The following is a 23,597-nucleotide window of genomic DNA, read 5'->3' as shown; positions in this document are numbered from 1 at the left end:
CAGGTTTGTTTTGATAGTGAGCAGATTAGCCAAAAGGGTCTAAAAAATTCGTAAAGACTGGGGAGGTGCTTGTAAACAAGATGTAAAAACGGCGGCTTTACCGCATAAAATCCTTCACAATGGGCGCAAAAGCCCCCGCGCAACGCACTGTTGTTGCCCTGGAGTAGCGCTATTGCTCGCCGGACAAGATAGAATGCGCGAGCGTCCGCACAAGGACGCCAAGCCTGCCGCACTGCCCTCCCCCAGTGACGCTGGACGGGATATACTGTATATTCATACAGTTATCGCCGCCGCTGTCATTGCGCCCGCAGTGCCCTGGCCTGGCGTTCCAACCACTGTCTTTACTTAGCTTGAACACGTATGGCCACTAAAAAACCAGCATCCGACTACAGCGAATCATCCATCCGTGTCCTGAAAGGACTGGAACCCGTCAAGCAGCGCCCGGGGATGTACACCCGCACTGAAAATCCGCTGCACATCATTCAGGAAGTGATCGACAATGCCTCCGACGAGGCGCTGGGCGGTCATTGCACGCATATCGCCGTGACGCAGAACACGGATGGCAGCATCACCGTCGAAGACAATGGCCGCGGCATTCCCGTCGGCCTGCACCCGGAAGAAGGCGTGCCGACGGTGGAAATCGTGTTTACACGGCTGCACGCGGGCGGCAAGTTCGACAAGGGTTCGGGCGGCGCCTACGCGTTCTCGGGCGGCTTGCACGGCGTCGGCGTATCCGTCACCAATGCGCTGTCGACGCGCCTGGAAATCACCGTCTGGCGCAAGGAAAGCGACGGCAACGGCCTGCATCACATGGTGTTTGCCAACGGCGACGTGATCGAGCCCCTGAGTTCCCGCCCCGCCCCGCGCGACGGCAAGAAATCCGGCACGCGCGTCACGGCCTGGCCCGATGCAAAATACTTTGATTCGCCGAACATCTCGCAAACCGAGCTGCAACGCCTGCTGCGCTCGAAAGCCGTGCTGCTGCCGGGCGTCACCGTCACCCTGACCAACGCGAAGACGGGCGATACGCAGACCTGGCAGTACGCGGAAGGCTTGCGTGGCTACCTGACCGAAACGCTGGCGCAGGTATCGAATGGCGAAACCCTGATTCCCCTGTTCGAAGGCGCGCAATACGCAGGCCCGGACTCGGAAGGCTTTGCCGAAGGCGAAGGCGCCGCCTGGGTCGTGGCGTGGACGGAAGAAGGCGCCATCGTGCGCGAATCGTACGTCAACCTGATTCCCACCTCGAATGGCGGCACGCACGAATCGGGCTTGCGCGACGGCCTGTTCGGCGCCGTGAAAAACTTCGTCGAAATGCACTCCCTGCTGCCCAAAGGCGTGAAACTGCTGCCGGAAGACGTGTTCGCGCGCGCATCGTTCGTGCTGTCGGCCAAGGTGCTGGACCCGCAATTCCAGGGCCAGATCAAGGAACGCCTCAATTCGCGCGACGCCGTGCGCCTCGTCTCGACCTTCACCAAGCCGCCGCTGGAACTGTGGCTGAACCAGCACGTCGACTACGGCAAGAAGCTGGCCGAGCTCGTGATCAAGCAGGCGCAGTCGCGCCAGCGCTCGCTGCAGAAAGTGGAAAAGAAAAAATCCTCGGGCGTGGCCGTGTTGCCGGGCAAGCTGACCGATTGCGAATCGTCCGACATCGCGCGCAATGAACTGTTCCTCGTCGAGGGCGATTCGGCGGGCGGTTCGGCCAAGATGGGCCGCGACAAGGAATTCCAGGCGATCCTGCCCCTGCGCGGCAAGGTCCTGAACTCGTGGGAGACGGACCGCGACCGCCTGTTCGCCAATAACGAGATCCACGACATTGCGGTGGCCATCGGCGTCGATCCGCACAGCGTGGGCGACTCGCCCGACCTGTCGGGCCTGCGCTATGGCAAGATCTGCATCCTGTCGGACGCGGACGTGGACGGCTCGCACATCCAGGTACTGCTGCTGACCCTGTTCTTCAAGCATTTCCCCGTCCTGATCAACAAGGGACACATCTGCATCGCCCGTCCGCCTTTGTACCGCGTGGACGCGCCCGCGCGCGGCAAGAAGCCGATGCAGAAAATCTATGCGCTCGACGATGGCGAACTGCTGGCCATCGAGGACAAGCTGCGCAAGGAAGGCGTGAAACAGGGCGCCTGGTCGATCTCGCGCTTCAAGGGCCTGGGCGAGATGAACGCCGAGCAGCTGTGGGAAACGACGATGAACCCGGACACGCGCCGTTTGCTGCCCGTCACGCTCGGCGAAGTCGACCACATGGCCTCGGCCTTGCGCTTCAATATGTTGATGGGCAAGGGCGAAGCGGCAGGACGCCGCGCCTGGATCGAGGAACACGGCAATGAGGCGGAGGCGGATATCTGATGATCATCGGCATCGACCTGGGCACCACCAACAGCCTGGTCGCCATCTGGCGCGACGGCAAGGCTGCCATCATCCCGAATGCGCTCGGTGAACACCTGACGCCGTCGTGCGTGAGCATCGACGACGACGGCACCGTGCTGGTGGGGCGCGCCGCGCGCGAACGGCTGCAGACGCACCCGCAGCTGACGGCGGCCGTCTTCAAGCGCTACATGGGCAGCGAAAAGAAGATCACCCTCGGCACGCAGCAATTCCGCCCGGAAGAGCTGTCGTCGATGGTGCTGCGCGCGCTGAAGGAAGATGCCGAAGCCTTCCTGGGCCACAAGGTCGAGGAAGCCATCATCACCGTGCCCGCGTATTTCAGCGATGCGCAGCGCAAGGCCACGCGCATCGCCGGCCAGTTGGCGGGGCTGCGCGTGGAGCGCCTGCTCAACGAGCCGACGGCCGCCGCGCTGGCCTACGGCATCCGCGACAAGGAACAGGAAAGCAAATTTCTCGTCTTCGACCTGGGCGGCGGCACGTTCGACGTGTCGATCCTGGAGCTGTTCGAAGGCGTGATGGAAGTGCGCGCCTCGGCCGGCGATAATTTTCTGGGCGGCGAAGACTTCGTCACCGTGCTGGTCGACGCTTTCATGGAAGGCAGCGGCCTGCGCGGCGCCGTCGGCAGCCGCCTGCTCGACCCGCGCCAGCAGCAGCTGCTGCGCGACGAAGCCGAGCGCGTCAAGCGATTGCTGTCGGACCAGCCGTCCGTGCGCATGGCCACGCGCTACCAGGACAAGGAGTACAGCTGGGAGATCGGCGAAGACAAGCTGGCGCAGCTGTGCGAACCGCTGCTGGCCCGCCTGCGCCTGCCCGTGGAACGGGCGCTGCGAGACGCCACCATCCGCGCGGCGGAATTGAATGAAGTGGTGCTGGCCGGTGGCGCCACGCGCATGCCGCTGGTGCGTAAACTCGTCTCGCGCATGTTCGGCCGCTTCCCCGCCATCCACCTGGACCCGGACGAAGCCGTGGCGCTGGGCGCCGCCGTGCAGGCGGGCCTGAAGATGCGCGACGCGGCCCTCGACGAAGTGGTCATGACGGACGTGGCGCCGTATTCGCTGGGCATTTCGATTTCGCGCCAGGTCGGCGCGAACCAGTATGAGGGCGGGCATTACCTGCCCATCATCGAGCGCAACTCCGTGGTGCCCGTCTCGCGCACGGAAAACATCACCACCATCCACGACAACCAGAAGGAAATCAACGTGGCGATCTTCCAGGGCGAGTCGCGCCTGGTGGCCGACAACGTCTTCCTGGGCAAGATCAGCTTCCCGATCCCCGCGAAAAAGGCGGGCGAGATCGGCATCGACGTGCGCTTCACCTATGACGTCAGCGGCGTGCTGGAAGCGGAAGTGACGGTGCTGGCCACGCAGGAAAAGCACAAGATGATCATCAGCGACAATGCAGGCGTGATGACGCCGGAACAGATCGAGCAGCGCTTTGCGGAACTGGCCGACCTGAAGATCCACCCGCGCGAGCAGATGGAAAACCGCACCCTCGTCACGCGCGCCGACCGCCTGTATGAACAGTCGCTGGGCGACGTGCGCCAGTACCTGGCGGCGCACACGGCCAATTTCCAGGCCGCGCTGGAAACGCAGGACCCGGCCACCATCCGCAAGGCGCGCCAAGCGCTCGACGAGGTGCTGCGCCAGGTCGAGAGCGAGAGCTTCCTGTAAATGGACGGCGGCATGCACAACGGCCAGCGCGGCCTGTGGGAGATCCTGGGCACGGAGCCGACCGGCGACGAGCGCGCCCTCAAGCGCGCGTATGCGAAGCGCCTGAAAGCGACGCGTCCCGAGGACGATCCGGCCGCCTTCCAGGAGCTGCGCGAAGCGTATGAATACGCGCTGCGCCATGCACACCTGTTTGCCGGGGAGCTGCCGGAAACGCAAGCGGCTGAAGCGGCGGCGCAAGCGCCAGAAGCGCCGCCCATGGAACCGGCCGACCTGTGGGGCGTCATCGACGAGCCCGCACGGGAAGCACCTGCGGAACTGTGGGGCGTCATCGCCCGGGAGCCCGCACCGCCGACGGAACTATGGGGCGTGCTCGCCATCGATCCGGCGCAGGAAGCGGAGCATCTGTGGCAAGGCTGCCTGGCATGGATGCGGCACGCGGATGCGGACGACGCGCTGGCCCGCATGTTGCAGGACGACGCCATGCTGAACCTCGACGTGCGTGAGGAATTCGAGCTGTGCGCGCTGCGCTACTGCGCCAGCGCCGGCTATGACCTGGCGCTGCGCCAGGCCCTGTTCGAACAGCTGGGCTGGGACCACGATTTTTCCTATCTGGCGCGCAGCCATGCGGACCTGGTGCGCAGCGCCGTGCAGCGCTACCGTGCAGACCGCTCGTTCGCCCATTTCAGCGATAACCGCGACAGCTACCCCGGCCTGGACTGCATCATGTCGCAGCAGGCACCAAGCGCCTACGCGCGCCAGCTGTTCGACCGAAAATTCACGCTGCAGCTGCGCGAGCTGCTGCACGCGATACGCTGGCAGCATGGCGAGATGCTGGCCTACAAGCTCGATACGGACCTGTTCGAGCAGTGGGAACACGCCGTCCATGCCAAACGCTACTTCAAGCAGACGGCGCTCGCGTCGGGCGGCCTGGGCTTCGTGCTGCACTTCATGCTCGCCGGCGTGCTTGACGCGGCCGGCTTCAAGCTCGGCGACGCGGCCGCCCATGCCAGCCTGCTCGGCTTCCAGGCGCTGGCCTTTTCCCTGCTGGCCATGCATGCCTTGCGCTGGCCGGCGCCCCTGTTCGCACGCCTGGACTCGCTGCAGGAAGCGCTGCAGGACCGCCTGCCCGTGCTGTGGCAGCGGCCCGGCTTGCGGCAGCTGGGCTGGATCGTGCCCTACCTCTTACTGGCGCTGATGCTGTTCCTGCCCGAACGCAGCGAGACCATGCGCCTCGTCACCGCGGCCGGCCTGTGCGCGTCGGCCCTGCTCGCGTATGCGATGAACCGCCAGCTGCTGCATGGCATGCTGCTGCTCCTGGTCCTGGGCTTGTCGCTGTTCGCCGCCATGTTCATGAGCGGCAAGGGCCAGTCGGCGCTGGCCATCGGCGACGCCATGCCGATGATGTTTTGCCTGGCGGCGCTGGCCCTGCGCAGCGCCACCGGCCTGTATGGCGATTGCGGCTGGCCGGAAGCGCTCTTGCCCCGCCTGCGCGCGGCATGGCTGATCGGCTGTGCGGGCCTGCTGTCCTTGCTGTATGTGCAGCAGCTGCCGGCCGCCCTCGTCGGCGCCGCGCTGTATGCCTGGTCCTGCGCCGGCCTGCTGTTTTCCCCCACCGATTTCAAATGGAGGACGATCTGGCCGGTGGTACTGGTGCCGTCCCTCGCCAGCGTCGTGCTGACCGGCCAGGCCCCGGCCATCCGCGCCATGCAGATGATGCACAACAGCGTGGAGCTGGCCCTGGCCGTGCTGTATTTCACCATGTGCTACATCTACAAGACCTACGGCAAGTCCTTCTCCAAATCCGGGCTGTCATAATCGCCCCCATGAATTCAACCGCAACCACTTAACACCGAAACAAGCGCCATGTCCACACAAACCAATTTATTTGACGATGCCCAGCCTGAGCCGATCGAGCCGGATGAACCGGTATTCGACGGCGAAGCGCTGACCCTGTCCACCTTCGCCGAGCGCGCCTATCTCGATTACGCCATCTCCGTCGTCAAGGGCCGCGCCCTGCCCGACGTGTGCGACGGCCAGAAGCCCGTGCAGCGCCGCATCCTGTATGCGATGAATGAGCTGGGCTTGAATTCCACGGCGAAGCCGCGCAAATCGGCGGCCGTGGTCGGCGACGTGCTGGGCAAATTGCATCCGCACGGCGACCAGTCCGTGTATGACGCGCTGGTGCGCATGGCGCAGGATTTCTCCTTGCGCTACCCGCTGATCGACGGCCAGGGCAATTTCGGCTCGCGCGACGGCGACGGCGCCGCGGCCATGCGTTACACGGAAGCCCGTTTGACGCCGATCGCCAAGCTGCTGATGGATGAAATCGGCATGGGCACGGTGGACTTCCAGCCCAACTACGACGGCTCGACGGAAGAACCGAAGCTGCTGCCGGCCCGCCTGCCGATGGTGTTGCTGAACGGCGCCTCCGGCATCGCCGTGGGCCTGGCGACGGAAATCCCGTCGCACAACCTGGCCGAAGTGGCGAAAGCGGCCGTCGCCATGATCCGCGATCCGAAGATGACGCACGCCGAGCTGATGGCCATCATGCCCGGCCCCGACTTCCCCGGCGGCGGCCAGATCATCACGCCGTCCTCGCAGATCGCCGACATGTACGCGAGCGGCCGCGGCAGCATGAAGGTACGCGCACGCTGGAAGATCGAAGAACTGGCGCGCGGCCAGTGGCAAGCCGTCGTGACGGAACTGCCGCCGGGTACCTCGTCGCAAAAGGTGCTGGAAGAAATCGAAGAATTGACGAATCCAAAGATCAAACTGGGCAAGAAGGCGCTGTCGCCGGACCAGGTGGCCCTGAAGGCGCTGATCCTCAATTCGCTCGACACCATCCGCGACGAGTCGGGCCGCGCCGCGCCCGTGCGCCTCGTGTTCGAACCGAAGTCGAAGAACCAGGACCAGACGGAATTCATGCTGATGCTGCTGGCGCACACGTCGCTGGAATCGTCGACCTCGATCAACCTGGTGATGATCGGCGGCGATGGCCGTCCGCGCCAGAAAGGCCTGGGCGACATCCTGCGCGAGTGGATCGATTTCCGCTTCGAGACCGTCACGCGCCGCACCGGCTATAAACTGGGCAAGGTCAAGGACCGCATCCATATCCTGGAAGGACGCGAAGCGATCCTGCTCAATATCGACAAGGTGATCCAGATCATCCGCAATTCGGATGAGCCGAAGGCGGCCCTGATCGAGGCGTTCAAGCTGTCCGAGCGCCAGGCCGACGATATCCTGGAAATCCGCTTGCGCCAGCTGGCGCGCCTGGAAACGATCAAGATCCAGCAGGAACTGGCCGAACTGCGCAAGGAAGAAAAAACGCTGCAGGACCTGCTCGACAACCCGGGTTCGATGAAGCGCGCCATCATCCGCGAAATCGAAGCGGACGCCAAGCAGTTCGGCGACGCGCGCCGCACCCTGATCGAGGAAGCGCAAAAAGCCGTGGCCGAACAGAAGGTGGTCGATGAACCGGTCACCGTCATCATCTCGGAAAAAGGCTGGGTGCGTGCGCGCACCGGCATCGGCCACGATGCGGCGCAGTTCACGTTCAAGGCGGGCGACAGCCTGCATGGCGCCTTCGAGTGCCGCACGGTCGACACCCTGTTGGGCTTTGGCAACAACGGCAAGATCTACTCGGTGCCCGTCTCAGCGCTGCCCAACGCGCGCGGCGACGGCGTGCCGATCACGACCTTGTGCGACCTGAGCGGCGGCACGCCGGGCAACGCCGTGCGCATCCTGCACTACTTTGCCGGCCATGGCGCCACCAATTTGCTGCTGGCGTCGAGCGCCGGCTACGGCTTCATCGCCAAGGCGGGCGACATGACGAGCCGTCTGAAAGGCGGCAAGGCCTTCATCACCCTGGACGATGGCGACGTGCCTTTGGCGCCGAAAGTCATCCCCGATGCGGCCAGCGCCCTGGCCTGCCTGACGGAAGGCGCGCGCCTGCTGGTGTTCGGCCTCGATGAAATGAAAACCCTGTCCAAGGGCGGCACCGGCGTCAAGCTGATCGACCTCGATGCCAAGGACAAGCTGCTTGCCGTGCAGCCGATCACGCAACGCGGCGTGGTGGTCTCGGGCATCGGCCGGGCGTCGAAACCGCAGGACGCGTCGCTGGGCGCCACGGCCCTGGCCGAGCACTTCGGCAAGCGCGCCAAGAAGGGCAAGGCGCTGGCGGCCAAGCTGAAACCGGTCTCGATGGCAGCCATCGGCTGACCGCCATCACGCCACACGAAAAGACAGGTTCGCCTGTCTTTTTTTTCGTCCCCCGCATCTGGCAGCAGAGTAAATAACTTTACAGATAGGCGCCGCGCTCCCGTTATCCCTGCAGGCATGCCACCGGCATGCCGCACACGGACAGGAGAGCCAGGATGACAAACAACGTTTCAGGCAGGCTGCCATGCAGCGCCTGACCCCGGCAGAACGGCTGGTGGCGGCCATGGCGGCCGAAGGTTTGCCGTATAAAAGCATCGCCAGGGAACTGGGCAAGTCGCCGGCCACCGTGCGCAATCAGCTGCATGCGATTTACCAGAAACTGGGCGTGGGCAACCGCACGGCGCTCGCGCACAAGCTGCGCGGCCGGCCTTAACGCCGCGCCAGGCGCAGCACGTCGGGCGTCGCTTCGACGATGTCGATCACGTCCTGCCCCCCGCCAGCATCACTGAGCGCGTAGCGGCCCATGCCCAGGGGTACCAGCTTGGCAACGGGGCCGGCGCGGGGACGATCGTCGGGGCCGGGCGCCATCGACGTCAATGTCGCCACCCCTTGCGCCATGGCGCCGGCGGGCGCGCCGAATTCGAGCACCTTGCGCCCCTTGCGGCTGGGAGGAAAGGCGAAGGTGGCCGTGGGCCGGTACACCTCGATACCATCCGCATCCTCCTCGAAGGAATGCGTCCAGCTGCCGCTGGGCAGTGCCGTTGTCATGCCGTGCATGCCACCTCCCGTTTCACGCATAGACGTCAGAAACACGATACCACGCCGCCCAGGCTTTCATAGCCGCTCACGGAAGGAGACCAGGCCGTGCCGTTCCAGGCCTTGTGGAACAGGGCCCCATTCGTCCCCGTGACAAACACGTCGAGGCGGTTCGCCGCCCAGGCCGTGGCGCGAGGGCGCGAGGTGCACACGCCGCCCAGGCTTTCAAAGCCCGTCAGCGACGGCGTCCAGGCGCTGCCGTTCCACGCCTTGTGGTACAGGGCGCTGTCCGTGCCGATGACGAACAGGTCGAGCCGGTTGGCAGCCCACGACACGGCTTCCACCTCGCCCACGCAGATGCCGCCCAGACGCTCGAAGCCATCATTGGAAGGGCCCCATTTCGCGCCATCCCACCATTTATGATACAGGGCGCCATCGGTACCGGTGACGAATACGTCGAGGCGGTTCGGTCCCCACGCCACCGCCCTCGGCGACGAGGTGCAGATGCCGCCCAGGCGCTCGTAGCCCGTCAGCGACGGCCCCCAGGCCGTGCCGTTCCACCACTTGTGGTACAGCGCCCGGTCCGTGCCGATGACGAAGACATCGAGGCGGTTCGGCCCCCACGCCACGGCTTCCGGCTGGCCCAGGCAGATGCCGCCCATGGCTTCGTAGCCGGTCAGCGACGGCCCCCAGGCGGACCCGTTCCACCACTTGTGATACAGGCCGCGGTCCGTGCCGACGACAAACACGTCGAGGCGGTTCGGCCCCCAGGCCACGGCGCGCGGGTCGTCCACGCACAAGCCGCCCATCGCTTCGTAACCGGTCAGGGACGGGCCCCAGGCCGTGCCGTTCCACCATTTGTGGAACAAGCCGCTGTCGGTGCCAGTGACGAACACGTCGAGCCGGTTCGGCCCCCACGACACCACCTGCGGCGCACTGGTGCAAATGCCGCCCTGCCCTTCATAGCCGGTGACGGACGGCGCCCAGGCCGTGCCGTTCCAGGCCTTGTGGTACAGCGCGCGGTCGGTGCCCAGCACGAAGACGTCGAGGCGGTTCGCGCCCCAGGCCACGACGGGGGAAGAACTCTGGCGCGGCGTGGCGCCCGTGCCGCCCGTTCCCGTGCCGATGCTGGCGCGCGGACCGTCGAGACAGGCCTGCATGCGCGCCACCTGGCCCGCCGTGAACATGAACATGGCGGGATCGTCGACGTAATCCATGTAGTTCATGAACATGTCGCCATTCGGCCCGTTGCTGCAGGAAATGTGCGGGAACGAAGGCTGGCCCGTGTTCGGTCCGCCCTGGTTCGGCGTGTCGGCCACGTTGTCCGTGCCCGAGCAGCCGGTGCCGTCGTCGCCCCAGATATGGTTCAGGTTCAGCCAGTGGCCGATTTCATGCGTGGCCGTGCGCCCCAGGTGGAACGGCGGCGCCGCCGTGCCCGTCGTGCCGAAGGCCGATTGCAGGATCACCACGCCGTCGGTGGCGGCCGGACCGCCGGGAAATTGCGCGTAGCCGAGCAAGCCGCCGCCCAGCTGGCAGACCCAGATATTCAGGTAGCTGTCGGCCGGCCAGGCATCCATGCCGCCCGTCGCCTGCGACTTGACGGCATCGTCCGCGCCAAACGAGGCCACCGTCGTCTGGCGCCGCTCGATGCCGCTGGTGGCCGCGCCATGCGGATCGATCGTGGCCAGCGCGAACTCCACGCGCGCATCGGCCGTCAGCGGCAGGAACGGCGCCGGCGTGCTGTTCACGTCGGGATTGACGCGGCGGAAGTCACGGTTGAGCACATCGATCTGGCTGGCGATCTGCGCATCCGAAATATTCTGCGCGGCCGTATTCCACACCACGTGCACGACCACCGGTATCTGCGTCACGCCGGAACGTCCGGCGCTGCTGCCGGCGCCCTCGTACATGCCAGCCTGGTTTTCAATCTCGGCGCGGATGTTCGCATAGGAGGGGTCCTCCGTCAGCAGGCGGCGATGCACGTCCATCGTGGCGCAGGTGCGCACCTGCGGCGTGCCGCCGCCCTGGCCGCCGCCGTCGCCGTCCATGCCGCCTCCACCGCCCCCGTCATCGCCATCGCGGTCGCCCCCCATGCCGCCGCCATCGCCCACGTGCATGCAACTGGCGCCGGCCATGCCCTGCGAAGCCTGCTGCATGGCGCCGCCCGGCATGTCGCCGGCATGCGCGGCGGTCGCGCCCTGCGCGAGCGCCGCCTGATCCGCGTACGACATGCCCAGGCGCGCTCCCGGCATGGCGTCGGCGCCCGCCGCATCAGTACCGGCATGCACGTCGCCCTCGACCGGCATGGACTGCATGGACTGCATGGCCGGCGCGCCTTCCGCCGAACCGGTGGCCGGTAATTTTTTCGTTTTAGCGGTGCTCATGGTGTCTCCTTCGTCTGTTTGCCAATTCACTATGGCACGGCGAAAAGAACAGCATTTGTGCCAGATCAAGACTGGCAAGCGGTGCCCGAAAAAAGTGGCAGACGAAAAAAAAGACAGCCGAAGCTGTCTTTTTGGCTTGCGGGCCGTGGCCCGCAAACGGGGAATTACTTGGCGGCGGCGGCCTTGACTTCAGCGTCGGCCTTGGCCTTGGCTTCTTCCGTCTTGGTGGCGGCGAGGGCTTTGTCGGCGTTCGCTTCCACTTTTTCCTTGGCGACCTTGGCGTTCGCTTTCACGGCAGCCTTGGTGGCTTTCGCATCGGCCTTGGCATCGGTCTTGTCTGCCTTGGCTTCCGCTTTCAGCTTGTCTTCCGCATCGGCGTGGACGACCTTGTCATGCGCCTTGGCTTTGGTCTTGTTGGCCTTGTGCTGGGCGTCGGCTTTCTTTTCGTCAGCCTTCATCTCGGCCTTGGCGACGTTGGCGTCAGCCTTGGCATCGACCTTGGCTTCCGAAGCGGCAGCCTTGTTGACGTCTTTTTGCGCGGAAGCCTGGGCTTTCACGACAGCTTCCGTGGCCGGCGCCGTTTGAGCGAAGGCGGCGGTAGCAAACAGGGTGGCGATCAGGGCGGCGAGTAATTTGTTCATGATGAGACCTTTCAATATGGTTTAATTTTATTCTTACTAAAGGCGGGCAAAATGTTCAAAATTTGCCAGGCATCGCGCTGTTTCTTGATGTAGCGCAATGGCATGACTTCATAGTAAAGATAACTGGCAAACCACACAGTGCGGTAGCGCACTCAACGAGAAATATGTGCAAATCGACAAATTCCCCATCGAGTGCGGCCTGACGCTTCAGATCCTCATGCGCCCACGGCCAGCGCCGCATGGCGCGCCGCCACCCACTCCTCGTTGGCCGGCTCCACGCCCACCACGATACGGCTGGCGTCGGTGGAAATACGGCTGGCGTTGCGCGCATTCGCCTGCGCATCGAGCACGGGACCGATAAAACCGAGCTCGGCGCAGATGCGCTGGCGCAATTCGGCGCTGTGCTCGCCGATACCGGCCGTAAACACCAGCATGTCCAATCCCCCCAGCACGGCTGTCAGGGCGCCGATCTCGCGCACGATGCGGCGGACATATAAAGCCAGCGCGGCGCGGATGCGTTCGCCCGTCGCATCCTGCCGGTCCTGCTGCGCCAGCAAGACCGGCGGGTCGGCCGACACGCCCGACACGCCCAGCAAGCCCGACTCGTGGTACAGCACATGCGCCACTTTTTCCAGCGACAGCTTTTCGATCTCCATCAGGTAGATCACGGCGCCCGGATCGAGCGAACCGCAGCGCGTGCCCATCATCAGGCCGTCGAGCGCGGAAAAGCCCATGGTGGTGGCCACGCTGTGCAAATTGTCCATGGCGCACAGGCTGGCGCCGCTGCCCAGGTGGGCGACGATGACCTTGCCGTGCGCGACAGCGCCAAAACGCCGCTCCAGCACCAGCGACTGGTATTCATACGACAGACCGTGGAAGCCGTAGCGGCGCAAGCCCCGCTCCCACGCATCGTAAGGCAGGGCCAGCATCTGCTCGACCTGCGGCACCGTGTGGTGGAAGGCCGTGTCGAAGCACGCCACCTGGGCGATGTCGGGCCGCGATGTGAGCAGCACCTCGATCGCCTCGAGCGCGAACGGCTGGTGCAGGGGCGCCAGCGGCACATAGCTTTTCAGGTCCGCCAGCACGGCGAAATCGATGCGCACGGGGGCGAAGTACTTGCTGCCGCCATGCACCACGCGGTGCGCCACGGCGCGCAGCGCACGCCCGTCCAGCTGCGCCACCACTTGCGCGCGGATGTATTCGAGCGCCGCGTGATGCGGCTGCTGCGGGTCCAGCTGCAAGGCGACCGCCGGCAGGCCGCCGGCGCGGTAGGTGGCGCTTTCGCGGCCGATGCCTTCGACCCTGCCGCTCCATTGCGCCTGCTGCGGCAGCACGCCGTCCGCCTGCTCGAACAGGGCGAACTTGATGCTCGACGAGCCGCAATTGAGCACCAGGATCAGGGTGCCGTCGGCGTGGGTGATTGGCGCGTTCATGGCGGCGTGCTCCGGTAATGGTTGGCCAGCATCACGGCGATGGCGCACGAGGCGATGCGGCTGGCGCGCGAATCGGCGCGGCTGGTGAGGATGACGGGGATCTTCGCGCCCAGCACGATGCCGGCGCTGTCCGCGTCGCCCATGTACTCGAGCTGCTTGGCCAGCATATTGCCGCTTTCCAGGTCGGGCACCAGCAAAATATCGGCGCGCCCCGCCACTTCCGAGACGATGCCCTTGACGGTGGCGGCGGCGATCGACACGGCGTTATCAAAAGCCAGCGGGCCGTCGAGGATCGCCCCCGTGATCTGTCCGCGGTCGGCCATCTTGCACAGGGCGGCCGCGTCCAAAGTCGCCGGCATGTCCGCGTTCACCGTTTCCACGGCGGCCAGGATGGCCACGCGCGGCCTGGCCACGCCGATCACGTGCGCCAGGTCGATGGCGTTGCGCACGATGTCGGCCTTCATGGCCAGGTTGGGCGCGATATTGATGGCGGCATCCGTGATGATGAAGGGGCGCGGATAGGCGGGCGTCTGCATCAGGAAGCAGTGGCTGATGCGGCGCTTGGTGCGCAGGCCGGCGCTGGCCGACAGCACGGCCGACATCAGTTCATCCGTGTGCAGGCTGCCCTTCATCAGCGCCTCTACTTCGCCCTTGCCCGCCAGTTCGGCGCCGCGCGCGGCGGCCGCATGGCTATGCTCGACATCTTCGATGGCGATGCCGGCCAGGCTCAGGCCCGCTTCGGCCGCCACCGCTTCCAGGCGCGCGCGCGGCGCCACCAGCACGGGCGTGATCAGGCCGGCCGCATGCGCGTCCAGCGCGCCCGACAGGCTCAATGCATCGCAGGGATGGATCACGGCGACCCGGATCGGCCCCAGCGTACGTGCGTGCTCCAGCAGGCGCCGCGTGCCGTCGCCGTTATGCAGCCGCACTTCGGGCAAGGTGGCGCGCGCCCGCTCGATCTGCTCGGCCGGCGCGATCACCTGCGCCTCGCCGTCGAGCACCACGGCGCCATGCTGGTTGACGCAGCGGCAAGCCAGGGTCACGTGGCGGCTGCGCGGCTCGAGGGCCGTGACGGTGACGCTGATGGCCAAGGTATCGCCCACGCGCACGGGTTGCAAAAAGCGCAGGGTCTGGCCCGTGTAGACGGTGCCGGCGCCGGGCAGGCGCGTGCCCAGCACGGCGGAAATGAGTGCCGCGCCCCACATGCCGTGCGCGATCACGCCCTGGTAGCGGGTGGCGGCGGCAAATTCCGTATCGAGGTGCTGCGGGTTGTCGTCGCCCGACATCACCGCGAACAGGGCGATATCGTCCATGCTCAGGGTGCGCGTGATGCTGGCCGTGTCGCCGATGGCGATCTGGTCGAAGGTGCGGTTACGTACGATATTCAGATCATCGTCTTGGGTAGTGGTCATCGTGGTCTTCTATACAGGGGTAATGTGTTTGGCCGGTTTGGCCTTGGGTCCGGCATGGGAGGCGCGCGCGTCCGGCGGCAGCGCCTTCGCCTGCGCCTGCGCCTGCTGCTTGACTGCGCGGTCGAAGACGTCCAGCATCTGCTGCAGGCTCGCTTCCTCGTCCGGCGTCGGCGCCTCGGGCACTTGCAGCACTTGCTGCAGCCATTCGGCCAGCGCGCCGATGTCGTCCGGATCGGCGCGCGACAGCAAGGCCGGCAAGGCGGCGATGGCGGCATCGAAATCATGCAGCATCAGGCGCGCCTGCTGGCGCACGATGCCGCGGAATTCCTCCATGCTGACGTCCTGCCGGTATTGCGGCTTGATCAATTTGAGGGCCAGGTTGACCCTGCGCTCGTCGGCGATCATGCGGAAGCGGTAGATGTAGAACAGCGCGCGCACGGCCGCTTCCACCAGGCCGCCGCGCTGCATGTCCTCGTCCATCTTGCGCGTTTCGCAGCGCACGTATTCGCAATGCTCGGGCGAGATGCCGGGATGGGGGCGCGGCGGCGTTGCATCGCCGATGGACTGTCCCGTCAGCGCCTGCACCAGGGGCGAGCCGTACACCAGGTCGAAGGTGGTTTCCTGCAGCATGTCGCGCCAGTCGCGCCAGCCGTTCAAGCCGGCCGTGATGGCGCCGGAGACGGCTTCCTGCATGGCCAGCAGCGGGTTGTCGGGCGATACCGGCTGGCGGTGGGCGCGCACCTTTTCCGCCTCCCTGGCCACCAGCCTGGCCAGCGGATTGTGGTCGGTCCAGCGCTCGTACGACACGCGCAGCGGATGCGCAAGCTGCAGGAAGCGCGCGGTCTGCGGCGTGACCATGGCGCGCACCCACGGCTGCGCGAACGTGCGGTACAGGGCCAGGTTCACCTCGGACACGCGCGCGGCGGCGGCGAACTTGCGGTCGTTTTCCACGCTCGGCTGCACGATGGCGCGCACGTCTTCGATGCCGCGGTGCTCGACCTGCAGCACATAATCGCCGCTGGCCAGGTCGGCGTTCGGCGTGTCGGGCGTCTTGTCGACGATCCTCGCTTCGTAGATCCCGGCCGGCAGCAGGTTGATCAGGTCGATATTGCTGGCGAATTTCTGGTGTTCCTTGTGCCCCACCTTGGCCGAGACGAAGATGCCCAGGTGGCCTATGCTGTCATGCACGGCATACACGATGGTCTGGTCGTGCATCAGCACGTCCTTGTCGTCGCGGTACAGGTCCGTGATCCAGCCCAGCGCCTGCGGCGGCGGCGTGATGTTGTCGCCATTCGAGCAGAATACGACGATGGGGGAGCGGATATTGCGCAAGTCCAGGCGCACGCCGTCGGAGGTGATCAGTTCGGCCGTGGCCAGGCGGTTGCCGATGAACAGATTGTCGACGATGTACTGCATCTCGACGTCGTTCAGGAACACGTGGCCGCCCCAGTATTTTTCAAATTCCAGGTAGCGGGGCGCTTCCGTGTCGATGTGCGCATACAGATTGTACTGCTTGCTCCACAGGGTATTGGCCGGGTTCAGCTTTTCGAAATTCTGCACCAGGCTGGCGCCGTCGAAGCGGCCGTTGCCCAGGTCGCCCGCCAGCGCCGTGGCCCAGCTGCCGCCCATCAGGCCGCCCGCGTAGCGCATCGGATTGCGGCCATGCCAGCCGGCCCAGTAGGACACGGGCGCGCCGGCCACGATGATGGGGCCGAACAGTTCCGGGCGCATGGCCGCCGTCATGAGGATTTGCCAGCCCGCCTGGCAATTGCCGATGACGACGGGCTTGCCCTCGCTGCGCGGATGCAGGGCGATGACTTTTTCCAGGAAGGCCGCCTCCGCGTGCATCACGTCTTCCACCGTCTGTCCCGGCACGGGATCGGGCAGGAAACCGATGAAGTAGCACGGGTGGCCGGCGCGCAGGGCCACGCCGATCTCGCTTTCCGCCTTGAAGCCGCCGATGCCGGGACCGTGGCCGGCGCGCGGGTCGACGACGACAAACGGCCGTTTCGATGGCTCAGGTTCGGGCGCATCGGGCGTCAAAATGCGCGCCAGGCCGTAGTTGACGGGGCGCGCCAGCTCCAGGCCCGACATCACCAGTTCGGCGGGGAAATCGAGCACGTTCGGCACTTCCTCGGCCAGGTGCTCCTGGTACTGGTTGCCGCGCCGGCGCATCACGTCCGCGTACAGCACGATGCGCTGCCACGAGTCGCGCGCATAGTCGCCCAGCATGCCCAGGGACGGCAAGCCGCCGGTGGAGAAAAATGGTGCAGCTTCGGTTGTCATGGCTATCCTTTTCATGCAAAAAACGCCGGACCATTCCGGCGCGGGGGCTACGCCATCTGGCTGATGGTCTTGCGAAAGCGCGCCAGCGCGAAGGTAAACAGGGCCGTGCCGATGGCCAGCAGGGCCAGGAACGGTTTCCACACCACGTCGATGCCGGCACCCCGGTACAGGATCGCCTGGCTCAATTCGACGAAATGCGTGGTCGGGGCGATCAGCATGATGTTCTGCACCAGCTCGGGCATGCTTTCGCGCGGCGTGCTGCCGCCCGAGAGCATCTGCAGCGGCAGCAGCACGAGAATCAAGAGCATGCCGAACTGCGGCATGCTGCGCGCCACGGTGGCCAGAAAAATGCCCATCGAGGTGGTGGCAAACAGGTGCAGGGCCGCGCCGCACAGGAACAGCGCGATCGAGCCTTCGATCGGCACGTGCAGCATGCCGCGCACCACCAGGTTCAGCGACAGGGCGGCGGCCAGCAGCACCACCAGGCCCATCGACCAGACCTTGCCCAGCATGATCTCGGCCGGCGTCACCGGCATCACCAGCAAGTGCTCGATGGTGCCGTGTTCGCGCTCGCGGATCAGGGCCGCGCCCGTGAGGATGATCGACAGCATCGTCACCTGGTTGATGAGTTCCATCAGCGAGCCGAACCACGCCTGGCTCAGCGAGGGATTGAAGCGCGCGCGCATCACCAGCTCCACGGGCGAGACGGTCGCGCCCCGGTAGCGTTTGCCGAATTCGGCTATTTCACCGGCGACGATCTGCTGGATGTAGCCGCTGCCGCTGAAAGCCTGGCTCATGCGCGTGGCGTCCACGTTCAGCTGCAGTTCCGCGTGGCGCCCGCCCAGCACGTCGGCCTGCAGCTTGGGCGGGATCGTCAGCACGAAGGTGTACCGGCCCGCGTCCAGGCCCGCATCGACCTGGCTCTGGTTGATCATGGCCGGCGGCGTGAACTGGGGCGGGAAGAAGGCCGAGGCGATGCGCCCGGACAGGGGCGAGCCATCCTCGTCGACGATGGCGATCGAGGCCATGTGCAAGGTTTCCGGCTTGGCCGTGGCAGCCACGTAGATGGCCAAAGTGAACGTGTAGAGGATCAGGATCAGCATCATCGGGTCGCGGATCAGGCTCCAGATTTCCTTCACGCCCAGGCGGTAGATGTTTTCAAGGTGGCGCATGTCAGCTCTCTTGTTTCTTCAGCAGCGCCACCGTCACGCCGAGGATCACGGGAATGGCGACGAGCAGGGGCCAGAACGAGGCGTGCAGGTCGCCAAAGCCCAGCGCCTTGTTGAATACGCCCCGGCTGATGTTGAGCATGTGCGTGGCCGGATACATCAGGCCGACAGCCTTGCCCACGCCTTCCATCGACGAGACGGGATTGAGCAGGCCGGAAAACTGGATGGCCGGGATCATGGTGCCGATCATGGTCACGAACAGGGCCGCGATCTGGCTGCGCGTAAACGTCGAGGCGAACAGGCCGATGCCCGTGGCGCAGATATTGAAGATGAAGGTGGCGCCGATCAGGGTCGGCAGGCTGCCCTTGATCGGCACGCCGAAGGCGGTGACCGCCAGCAGGGCCATGAGGACGAAGTTGAACATGGCCAGCACGACGTAGGGCACCTGCTTGCCGAGCAAGAATTCCAGGCGCGTGACGGGCGTCACGTACAGGTTGATGATGGAACCGAGTTCCTTTTCGCGCACCACGGACAGCGCCGCCAGCATGGCCGGCAGCATCAGCAGCAGCAGGGGAATCACGGCCGGCACCATGGCGGGCAGGCTTTTCACGTCCGGGTTGTAGCGGTAGCGCGTCTGGATGGCGACGGGATTGCTCATCGTGATGCCGTAGCGGTGCAAGGCCTGGTCGGCCAACCACAGCTGGTGCATGCCCTGCACGTAGCCCTGCACGGTTTCGGCGCGCATCGGCATGGCGCCGTCGATCCACGCGCCCACTTGCGCCGGCGCGCCGCGCTGCACGTCGCGCGCGAAGCCGGGCGGGATCTCGATGGCCAGCGACAGTTCGCCGCTGCGCATGCGCTTGTCGATATCGGCATAGTCGCGCAGCGGCGGGCGCTCGACGAAGTAGCGCGAGCCGGCCAGGTTGTTCGTGTAATTCTGGCTCAGGGTCGTCTGGTCGTGGTCGAGCACCGCATAGCTCAAGTCTTCGACGTCGAGGCTGATGCCGAAGCCGATGACGAACAGCAGCAGCACGGAGCCGCCCAGCGCCAGGGTCAGACGCACGGGGTCGCGGCGCAATTCCAGCGCCTCGCGCCACATGTAGCTGAGCATGCGGCCCAGGCTGAAACGGCTGCGCCGGTGCTGCGGCGCGGCCGCTTCAGCCTTCTGCACGGGCGCTTCGGCTTCGCTTTCCTGCGCCGCCGCTGCCGTGCCGCCGCCCGCCTCTTCCAGGTAGGCGATGAAGGCCGCTTCCAGCGATGGCGCGCCCTTCTTGCGCACCAGTTCGGCCGGCGCATCGCTGACCAGCACTTTACCGGCGTGCATCAGCGAGATGCGGTCGCAGCGCTCGGCCTCGTTCATGAAGTGGGTGGAAATGAAGATGGTGACGCGGTCGCGCCGCGCCAGCTCGATCATCAGGCGCCAGAAATTGTCGCGCGCGATGGGGTCGACGCCGGACGTCGGTTCGTCGAGGATCAGCATTTCCGGCTTGTGCACCATGGCCACGGCCAGCGACAGGCGCTGGCGTATGCCCAGCGGCAGGCTGTCGGGCAAGTCGTCCATCACGGCGCGCAGGTCGAAGCGCTGCGCCATTTCGTCGATCCTGGCCGGAATCTCGCCCTCCGGCACGTGGAACAGGCGCGCGTGCAGCACCAGGTTCTGGCGCACCGTCAGTTCGCTGTACAGAGAGAATGCCTGCGACATGTAGCCGACCCTGCGGCGCGTATCGATGTCGTTGGAATCGACCTCTTTGCCGAACAGCCAGGCCTTGCCTTCCGTGGCCGGCAGCAGACCCGTGAGCATCTTCATGGTGGTCGACTTGCCGCAGCCGTTCGAGCCGAGAAAACCGAAGATCTCGCCGCGGCCGATGCGGAAACTTACATGGTCGACGGCCGTAAAATCGCCGAAGCGCATGGTCAGGTCTTTGGCCTCGATGGCGACGTCCTGCGCGCTGGCAGGGTCCAGCGGCGTGATCACCACGGGCTGGTGGCCGGCGCGCTTGGCTTCGGGCAGCAGCTTGATGAAGGCCGCTTCCAGGTTGCCACTTTCGGTGCGCGCCAGCAGTTCGGCCGGCGTGCCCGTATCGAGCACCTTGCCGTCATCCATGGCCACGAGCCAGTCGAAACGCTGCGCCTCGTCCATGTAGGCGGTGGCCACCATCACGCTCATCTGCGGGCGCTGCACGCGGATGCCGGCGATCAGGTCCCAGAACTGGGCGCGCGCCAGCGGATCGACGCCGGTGGTCGGCTCATCGAGAATGAGCAGGTCGGGATCGTGGATCAGGGCGCAGCACAGGCCCAGCTTCTGCTTCATGCCGCCCGACAGCTTGCCCGCCGGGCGCGCGAGGAAGGGTTGCAAGCCCGTGCTGCGCGTCAGCTGGTCGATGCGGCGGCGGCGCTCGGCCGCGTCGTGGCCGAACAGGCGCGCGAAAAACTGCAGGTTTTCCTCGACCGACAGGGTCGGATACAGATTCTTGCCCAGGCCTTGCGGCATGTAGGCGATGCGCGGGCAGACATCGTCGCGGTGGCGCGCATCGCGCATGTCGCCGCCCAGCGCCATCACGCTGCCCTGCTGCACGGCGCGCGCGCCGGCCACCAGCGACAGCAGGCTCGATTTGCCCACGCCGTCGGGACCGATCAGTCCCACCATGCGGCCGGCCGGCACGTCGAGGTCGATACCGTCGAGCGCCACCGTCTTGCCGTAATGCTGGCTGACGCCCTGGATGCTGACGACAAAGGAAGTCACGTCCATGCTCACTGCGGAACCTTGGCCGTCAGTTCAGCGGGCCATGGCTGCTTCGCATCGAGGCGCACCCAGGCCACGCCGGGCAAACCCACCTTGACCAGGGCCAGATGCTTTTGCAGCAGCTCGCGGCTGATCTGCGCCTTCACGCGGAACATCAGCTTCTGGCGCTCACTGGCCGTTTCCACCGTCTTCGGCGTGAACTGCGCGCTGGCGGCGACAAACGAAATCGTCGCGGGAATCACGTAATTGGGCGCCGCATCGAGGATGAGGCGCACTTCGCCGCCCATCGCCACCTTGCCGGCCGCCGTCTCGGGCAGGAAGAAGGTCATGTAGACGTCCGACAGGTCGACCAGGTTGAGCACCTTGCCGCCGCCGGCCAGCACTTCGCCCTGCTGCGCCACCAGGTATTGCACGCGGCCGTCGCGCGGCGCCGTCAGCTGGCCATCGGCCAGGTCGGAATCGATGCGCGCCGTGGTCGCCTCGGCGGCGACGACGGCCGAACGCGAACCGACCACCTGCGCTTTTGCCGCATCGATGGCCGCCTGCGCCGCCGTCACCTGCGCCTTGGCCGCATTCAGGGCGGCGGCCACGCTGCGCACGCGGGCGCGGTCGTCGTCGAGTTCCTGCACCGAGGAAGCGCCTTCCTTCGACAGGGTTTCGGAACGGGCCAGGCGGCGCTTGGCCGCATCGAGTTCGCTTTCGCGCTGCGCCACCATGGCCAGCGCGGCCGCCTTGTCGCTCTCGCGCACGGCCACCTGCGCCTGCGCGCCGACCACGGCATCGGACGCCTGCTGCTGGCGCGCGCGCGCCTCGTCGCGCTGGGCCGTCAGCGAGTCGACCTGCATGGTGGCCAGCGGCTGGCCCGCCTTGACGAAGTCGCCCTCGCGCACGAGGATCTCCTTGACCCGGCCGGCCAGCTTGGTCGCGACGTCGACTTCCGTCGCCTCGATGCGGCCATTGCCGCTGACAAAACCTTCGCCAGGGCCCGTGGGGCGCATTTTTTGCCAGGCCACGTAGCCCAGCACGAGAACGGCCACGACCAGCGCGACGGGGATGAGTTTTTTCTTCAGTTGAGCATTCATGGTATCGGGGCGATCAAATTAGTGGGTGGAAGCGGCGGCGGGTGCGGGTGCGCCGCCGCCCAGGGCCGCATACAGGCTGACCTGGCTGGACAGCAGCGCGCGGCGCGTCTGCACCAGCTGCTGCTCGACCGTCAGCAGGTCGCGCTGCGCATCGAGCACTTCCAGGTAGGGCGCAGCGCCATTGTCGTAGCGCAGCTTGGCCAGGCGCGCGCGTTCGCTTTGCGCGGCCAGCGTGGTCTTGCCGATGTCGACCTGCAGCGCCAGCCAGCGCCGGTTCGACAGCGCGTCAGCCACTTCGCGGAAGGCGCCCTGCACGCTCTTTTCATAATTGGCCACGGCCACGTCGCGGCGCACCTCGGCCAGGTCCCTATTGGCGCGCAGGCGGCCCGCGTCAAAGACCGGCAGCACCAGGCGCGGGGCGAAATTCCAGGCCCCGCTGCCCGAGTCGAACAGGCCGCTCAATTCCGCGCTGGCCGTGCCATAGCCGGCCGTCAGCGAAATGGTGGGGAAGAAGGCGGCGCGCGCGGCGCCGATATTGGCCTGCGCGGCGCGCAGCTGGTGCTCGGCCGCCATCAGGTCGGGGCGCTGCGTAAGTAAAGCCGAGGGCAGGCCCGCATGCAGCGGCTGCAGCACGCTGGCATCGTCGAAGCGGCGCACCTCGCCAGCCACCGGCGCCAGGTCGACGGGGCCGCCCACCAGCTGGGCCAGCGCATGCGCCTGCACGGCGCGCGCCTGTTCCAGCTGGGCCGACAGCGACAGGGCCTGGCTGAGCAGGGTTTCCACCTGCGTCAGGTCCAACTTGGAAATCGATCCTACCTCGAAGCGGCGCGTGAAGATGCGCAGCGATTCGGCGCGGCTGTCGACCGTGGCGCGCGCCAGTTCCACCCGTTCGTCGAGTTCGCGCAAGCCCAGGTAGCCATTGGCCACCTGCGCCACCAGGGCCACGCCGACAGCGCGGCGCGCCTCGTCGCTGGCCAGCAGGGTTTGCAGCGCGCTGTCCTTCAGGCTGCGCACCCGGCCCCAGAAATCGAGTTCCCAGGCGCTCACGTTCAAGCCCGCCTGGTACTGCGCGCTCGTCATGGCGCGCCCCGTCGGGCTCAGGTCAGCCGGCGCGCGCGCGCGGCTGCCGGAGGCGCCCAGCGCGATGGTGGGAAATTGTTCGGCGCGCTGGATGCCATACGCGGCGCGCGCCTCTTCCACGCGCAGGGCGGCGATGCGGATGTCGCGGTTGCCGGCCAGCGCCTGCGCAATGAGCGCCTGCAGGCGCGGATCGGCAAAGTAGGCTTGCCAGGCGACGTCAGGCGCGCTTGCGCCGGCAGCGTCAGTTTCCGGATACTGCGCCGCCACGGGCAGCGGCGGCGGCGCGTAAGACGGCGCCAGCGAGGCGCAGCCGGCCAGGGCCAGCGCGGTGGCCAGCGCGGCCATCCTGGCGCGGTTGGGCAAAGTAGAAACAGCCATGGTCATCT

Annotated in this window: 15 protein-coding genes; 5 read left to right on the top strand and 10 right to left on the bottom strand. The window is 66.1% G+C overall.

Translation table 11 applies throughout. The features are described from left to right. Positions 1-360: 360 nt before the first annotated feature. From AC0V2Y_RS17365 to AC0V2Y_RS17345, 5 genes are all read left to right on the top strand, one after another. Positions 361-2,358, top strand: coding sequence for a DNA topoisomerase IV subunit B (locus AC0V2Y_RS17365; RefSeq protein WP_475416070.1), 1,998 nt, complete (start codon positions 361-363; stop codon positions 2,356-2,358). Next, a complete protein-coding gene (locus tag AC0V2Y_RS17360) occupies positions 2,358-4,067 on the top strand; it encodes a molecular chaperone HscC (protein ID WP_475416069.1) in 1,710 nt (569 codons plus the stop codon). Before AC0V2Y_RS17365 ends, AC0V2Y_RS17360 begins: the two co-directional genes overlap by 1 nt. 12 nt (positions 4,068-4,079) lie before the next feature. Further along, a complete protein-coding gene (locus tag AC0V2Y_RS17355) occupies positions 4,080-5,882 on the top strand; it encodes a hypothetical protein (protein WP_475416068.1) in 1,803 nt (600 codons plus the stop codon). 48 nt (positions 5,883-5,930) lie between these two features. Next, entirely contained in the window at positions 5,931-8,285 is a 2,355-nt protein-coding gene (gene parC, locus AC0V2Y_RS17350) for a DNA topoisomerase IV subunit A (protein ID WP_475416067.1), read from the top strand. A gap of 184 nt (positions 8,286-8,469) precedes the next feature. Next, on the top strand, positions 8,470-8,658 hold the full coding sequence (locus AC0V2Y_RS17345; RefSeq protein WP_475416066.1) for a helix-turn-helix domain-containing protein: 189 nt from the start codon (positions 8,470-8,472) through the stop codon (positions 8,656-8,658). Here AC0V2Y_RS17345 and AC0V2Y_RS17340 read toward each other — a convergent pair. The 10 genes from AC0V2Y_RS17340 to AC0V2Y_RS17295 form a co-directional block, all read right to left on the bottom strand. Next, positions 8,655-9,002: a hypothetical protein gene (locus AC0V2Y_RS17340; protein ID WP_475416065.1), complete on the bottom strand. Its 348-nt coding sequence runs from the start codon at positions 9,000-9,002 to the stop codon at positions 8,655-8,657. The two genes, AC0V2Y_RS17345 and AC0V2Y_RS17340, sit on opposite strands and share 4 nt — an antisense overlap. Positions 9,003-9,028: 26 nt before the next feature. Further along, positions 9,029-11,365, bottom strand: a complete 2,337-nt coding sequence (locus AC0V2Y_RS17335) for a DUF8189 domain-containing protein (protein ID WP_475416064.1) — start codon at positions 11,363-11,365, stop codon at positions 9,029-9,031. A gap of 164 nt (positions 11,366-11,529) precedes the next feature. Beyond that, positions 11,530-12,006, bottom strand: a complete 477-nt coding sequence (locus AC0V2Y_RS17330) for a hypothetical protein (protein WP_230538935.1) — start codon at positions 12,004-12,006, stop codon at positions 11,530-11,532. A gap of 215 nt (positions 12,007-12,221) precedes the next feature. Then, complete coding sequence (locus tag AC0V2Y_RS17325) at positions 12,222-13,439, bottom strand: acetate/propionate family kinase (RefSeq protein WP_475416063.1); 1,218 nt, start codon at positions 13,437-13,439, stop codon at positions 12,222-12,224. Further along, the gene (locus tag AC0V2Y_RS17320; protein WP_475416062.1) at positions 13,436-14,851 is read right to left on the bottom strand and encodes a bifunctional enoyl-CoA hydratase/phosphate acetyltransferase; all 1,416 of its coding nucleotides are present in this window, start codon (positions 14,849-14,851) and stop codon (positions 13,436-13,438) included. The genes AC0V2Y_RS17325 and AC0V2Y_RS17320 overlap by 4 nt, the downstream gene beginning before the upstream one ends. A gap of 9 nt (positions 14,852-14,860) precedes the next feature. After that, positions 14,861-17,083, bottom strand: a complete 2,223-nt coding sequence (locus AC0V2Y_RS17315; RefSeq protein ID WP_475416159.1) for a DUF3141 domain-containing protein — start codon at positions 17,081-17,083, stop codon at positions 14,861-14,863. A gap of 101 nt (positions 17,084-17,184) precedes the next feature. Further along, a complete protein-coding gene (locus AC0V2Y_RS17310) occupies positions 17,185-18,309 on the bottom strand; it encodes an ABC transporter permease (protein ID WP_475416061.1) in 1,125 nt (374 codons plus the stop codon). Between the two features lies 1 nt (position 18,310). Then, positions 18,311-21,055: a ribosome-associated ATPase/putative transporter RbbA gene (gene rbbA, locus AC0V2Y_RS17305; protein WP_475416060.1), complete on the bottom strand. Its 2,745-nt coding sequence runs from the start codon at positions 21,053-21,055 to the stop codon at positions 18,311-18,313. Positions 21,056-21,057: 2 nt separating this feature from the next. Continuing rightward, a complete protein-coding gene (locus tag AC0V2Y_RS17300) occupies positions 21,058-22,131 on the bottom strand; it encodes an HlyD family secretion protein (protein WP_475416059.1) in 1,074 nt (357 codons plus the stop codon). An 18-nt stretch (positions 22,132-22,149) separates the two neighbouring features. Continuing rightward, positions 22,150-23,595 carry an efflux transporter outer membrane subunit gene (locus tag AC0V2Y_RS17295; protein WP_475416058.1) on the bottom strand — a complete coding sequence of 482 codons (1,446 nt, stop codon included), beginning with the start codon at positions 23,593-23,595 and terminating at the stop codon, positions 22,150-22,152. Positions 23,596-23,597: the final 2 nt, after the last annotated feature.

The organism is Janthinobacterium sp. BHSEK, assembly GCF_056174685.1.
This window is presented reverse-complemented; position numbering and strand designations above follow the sequence as displayed.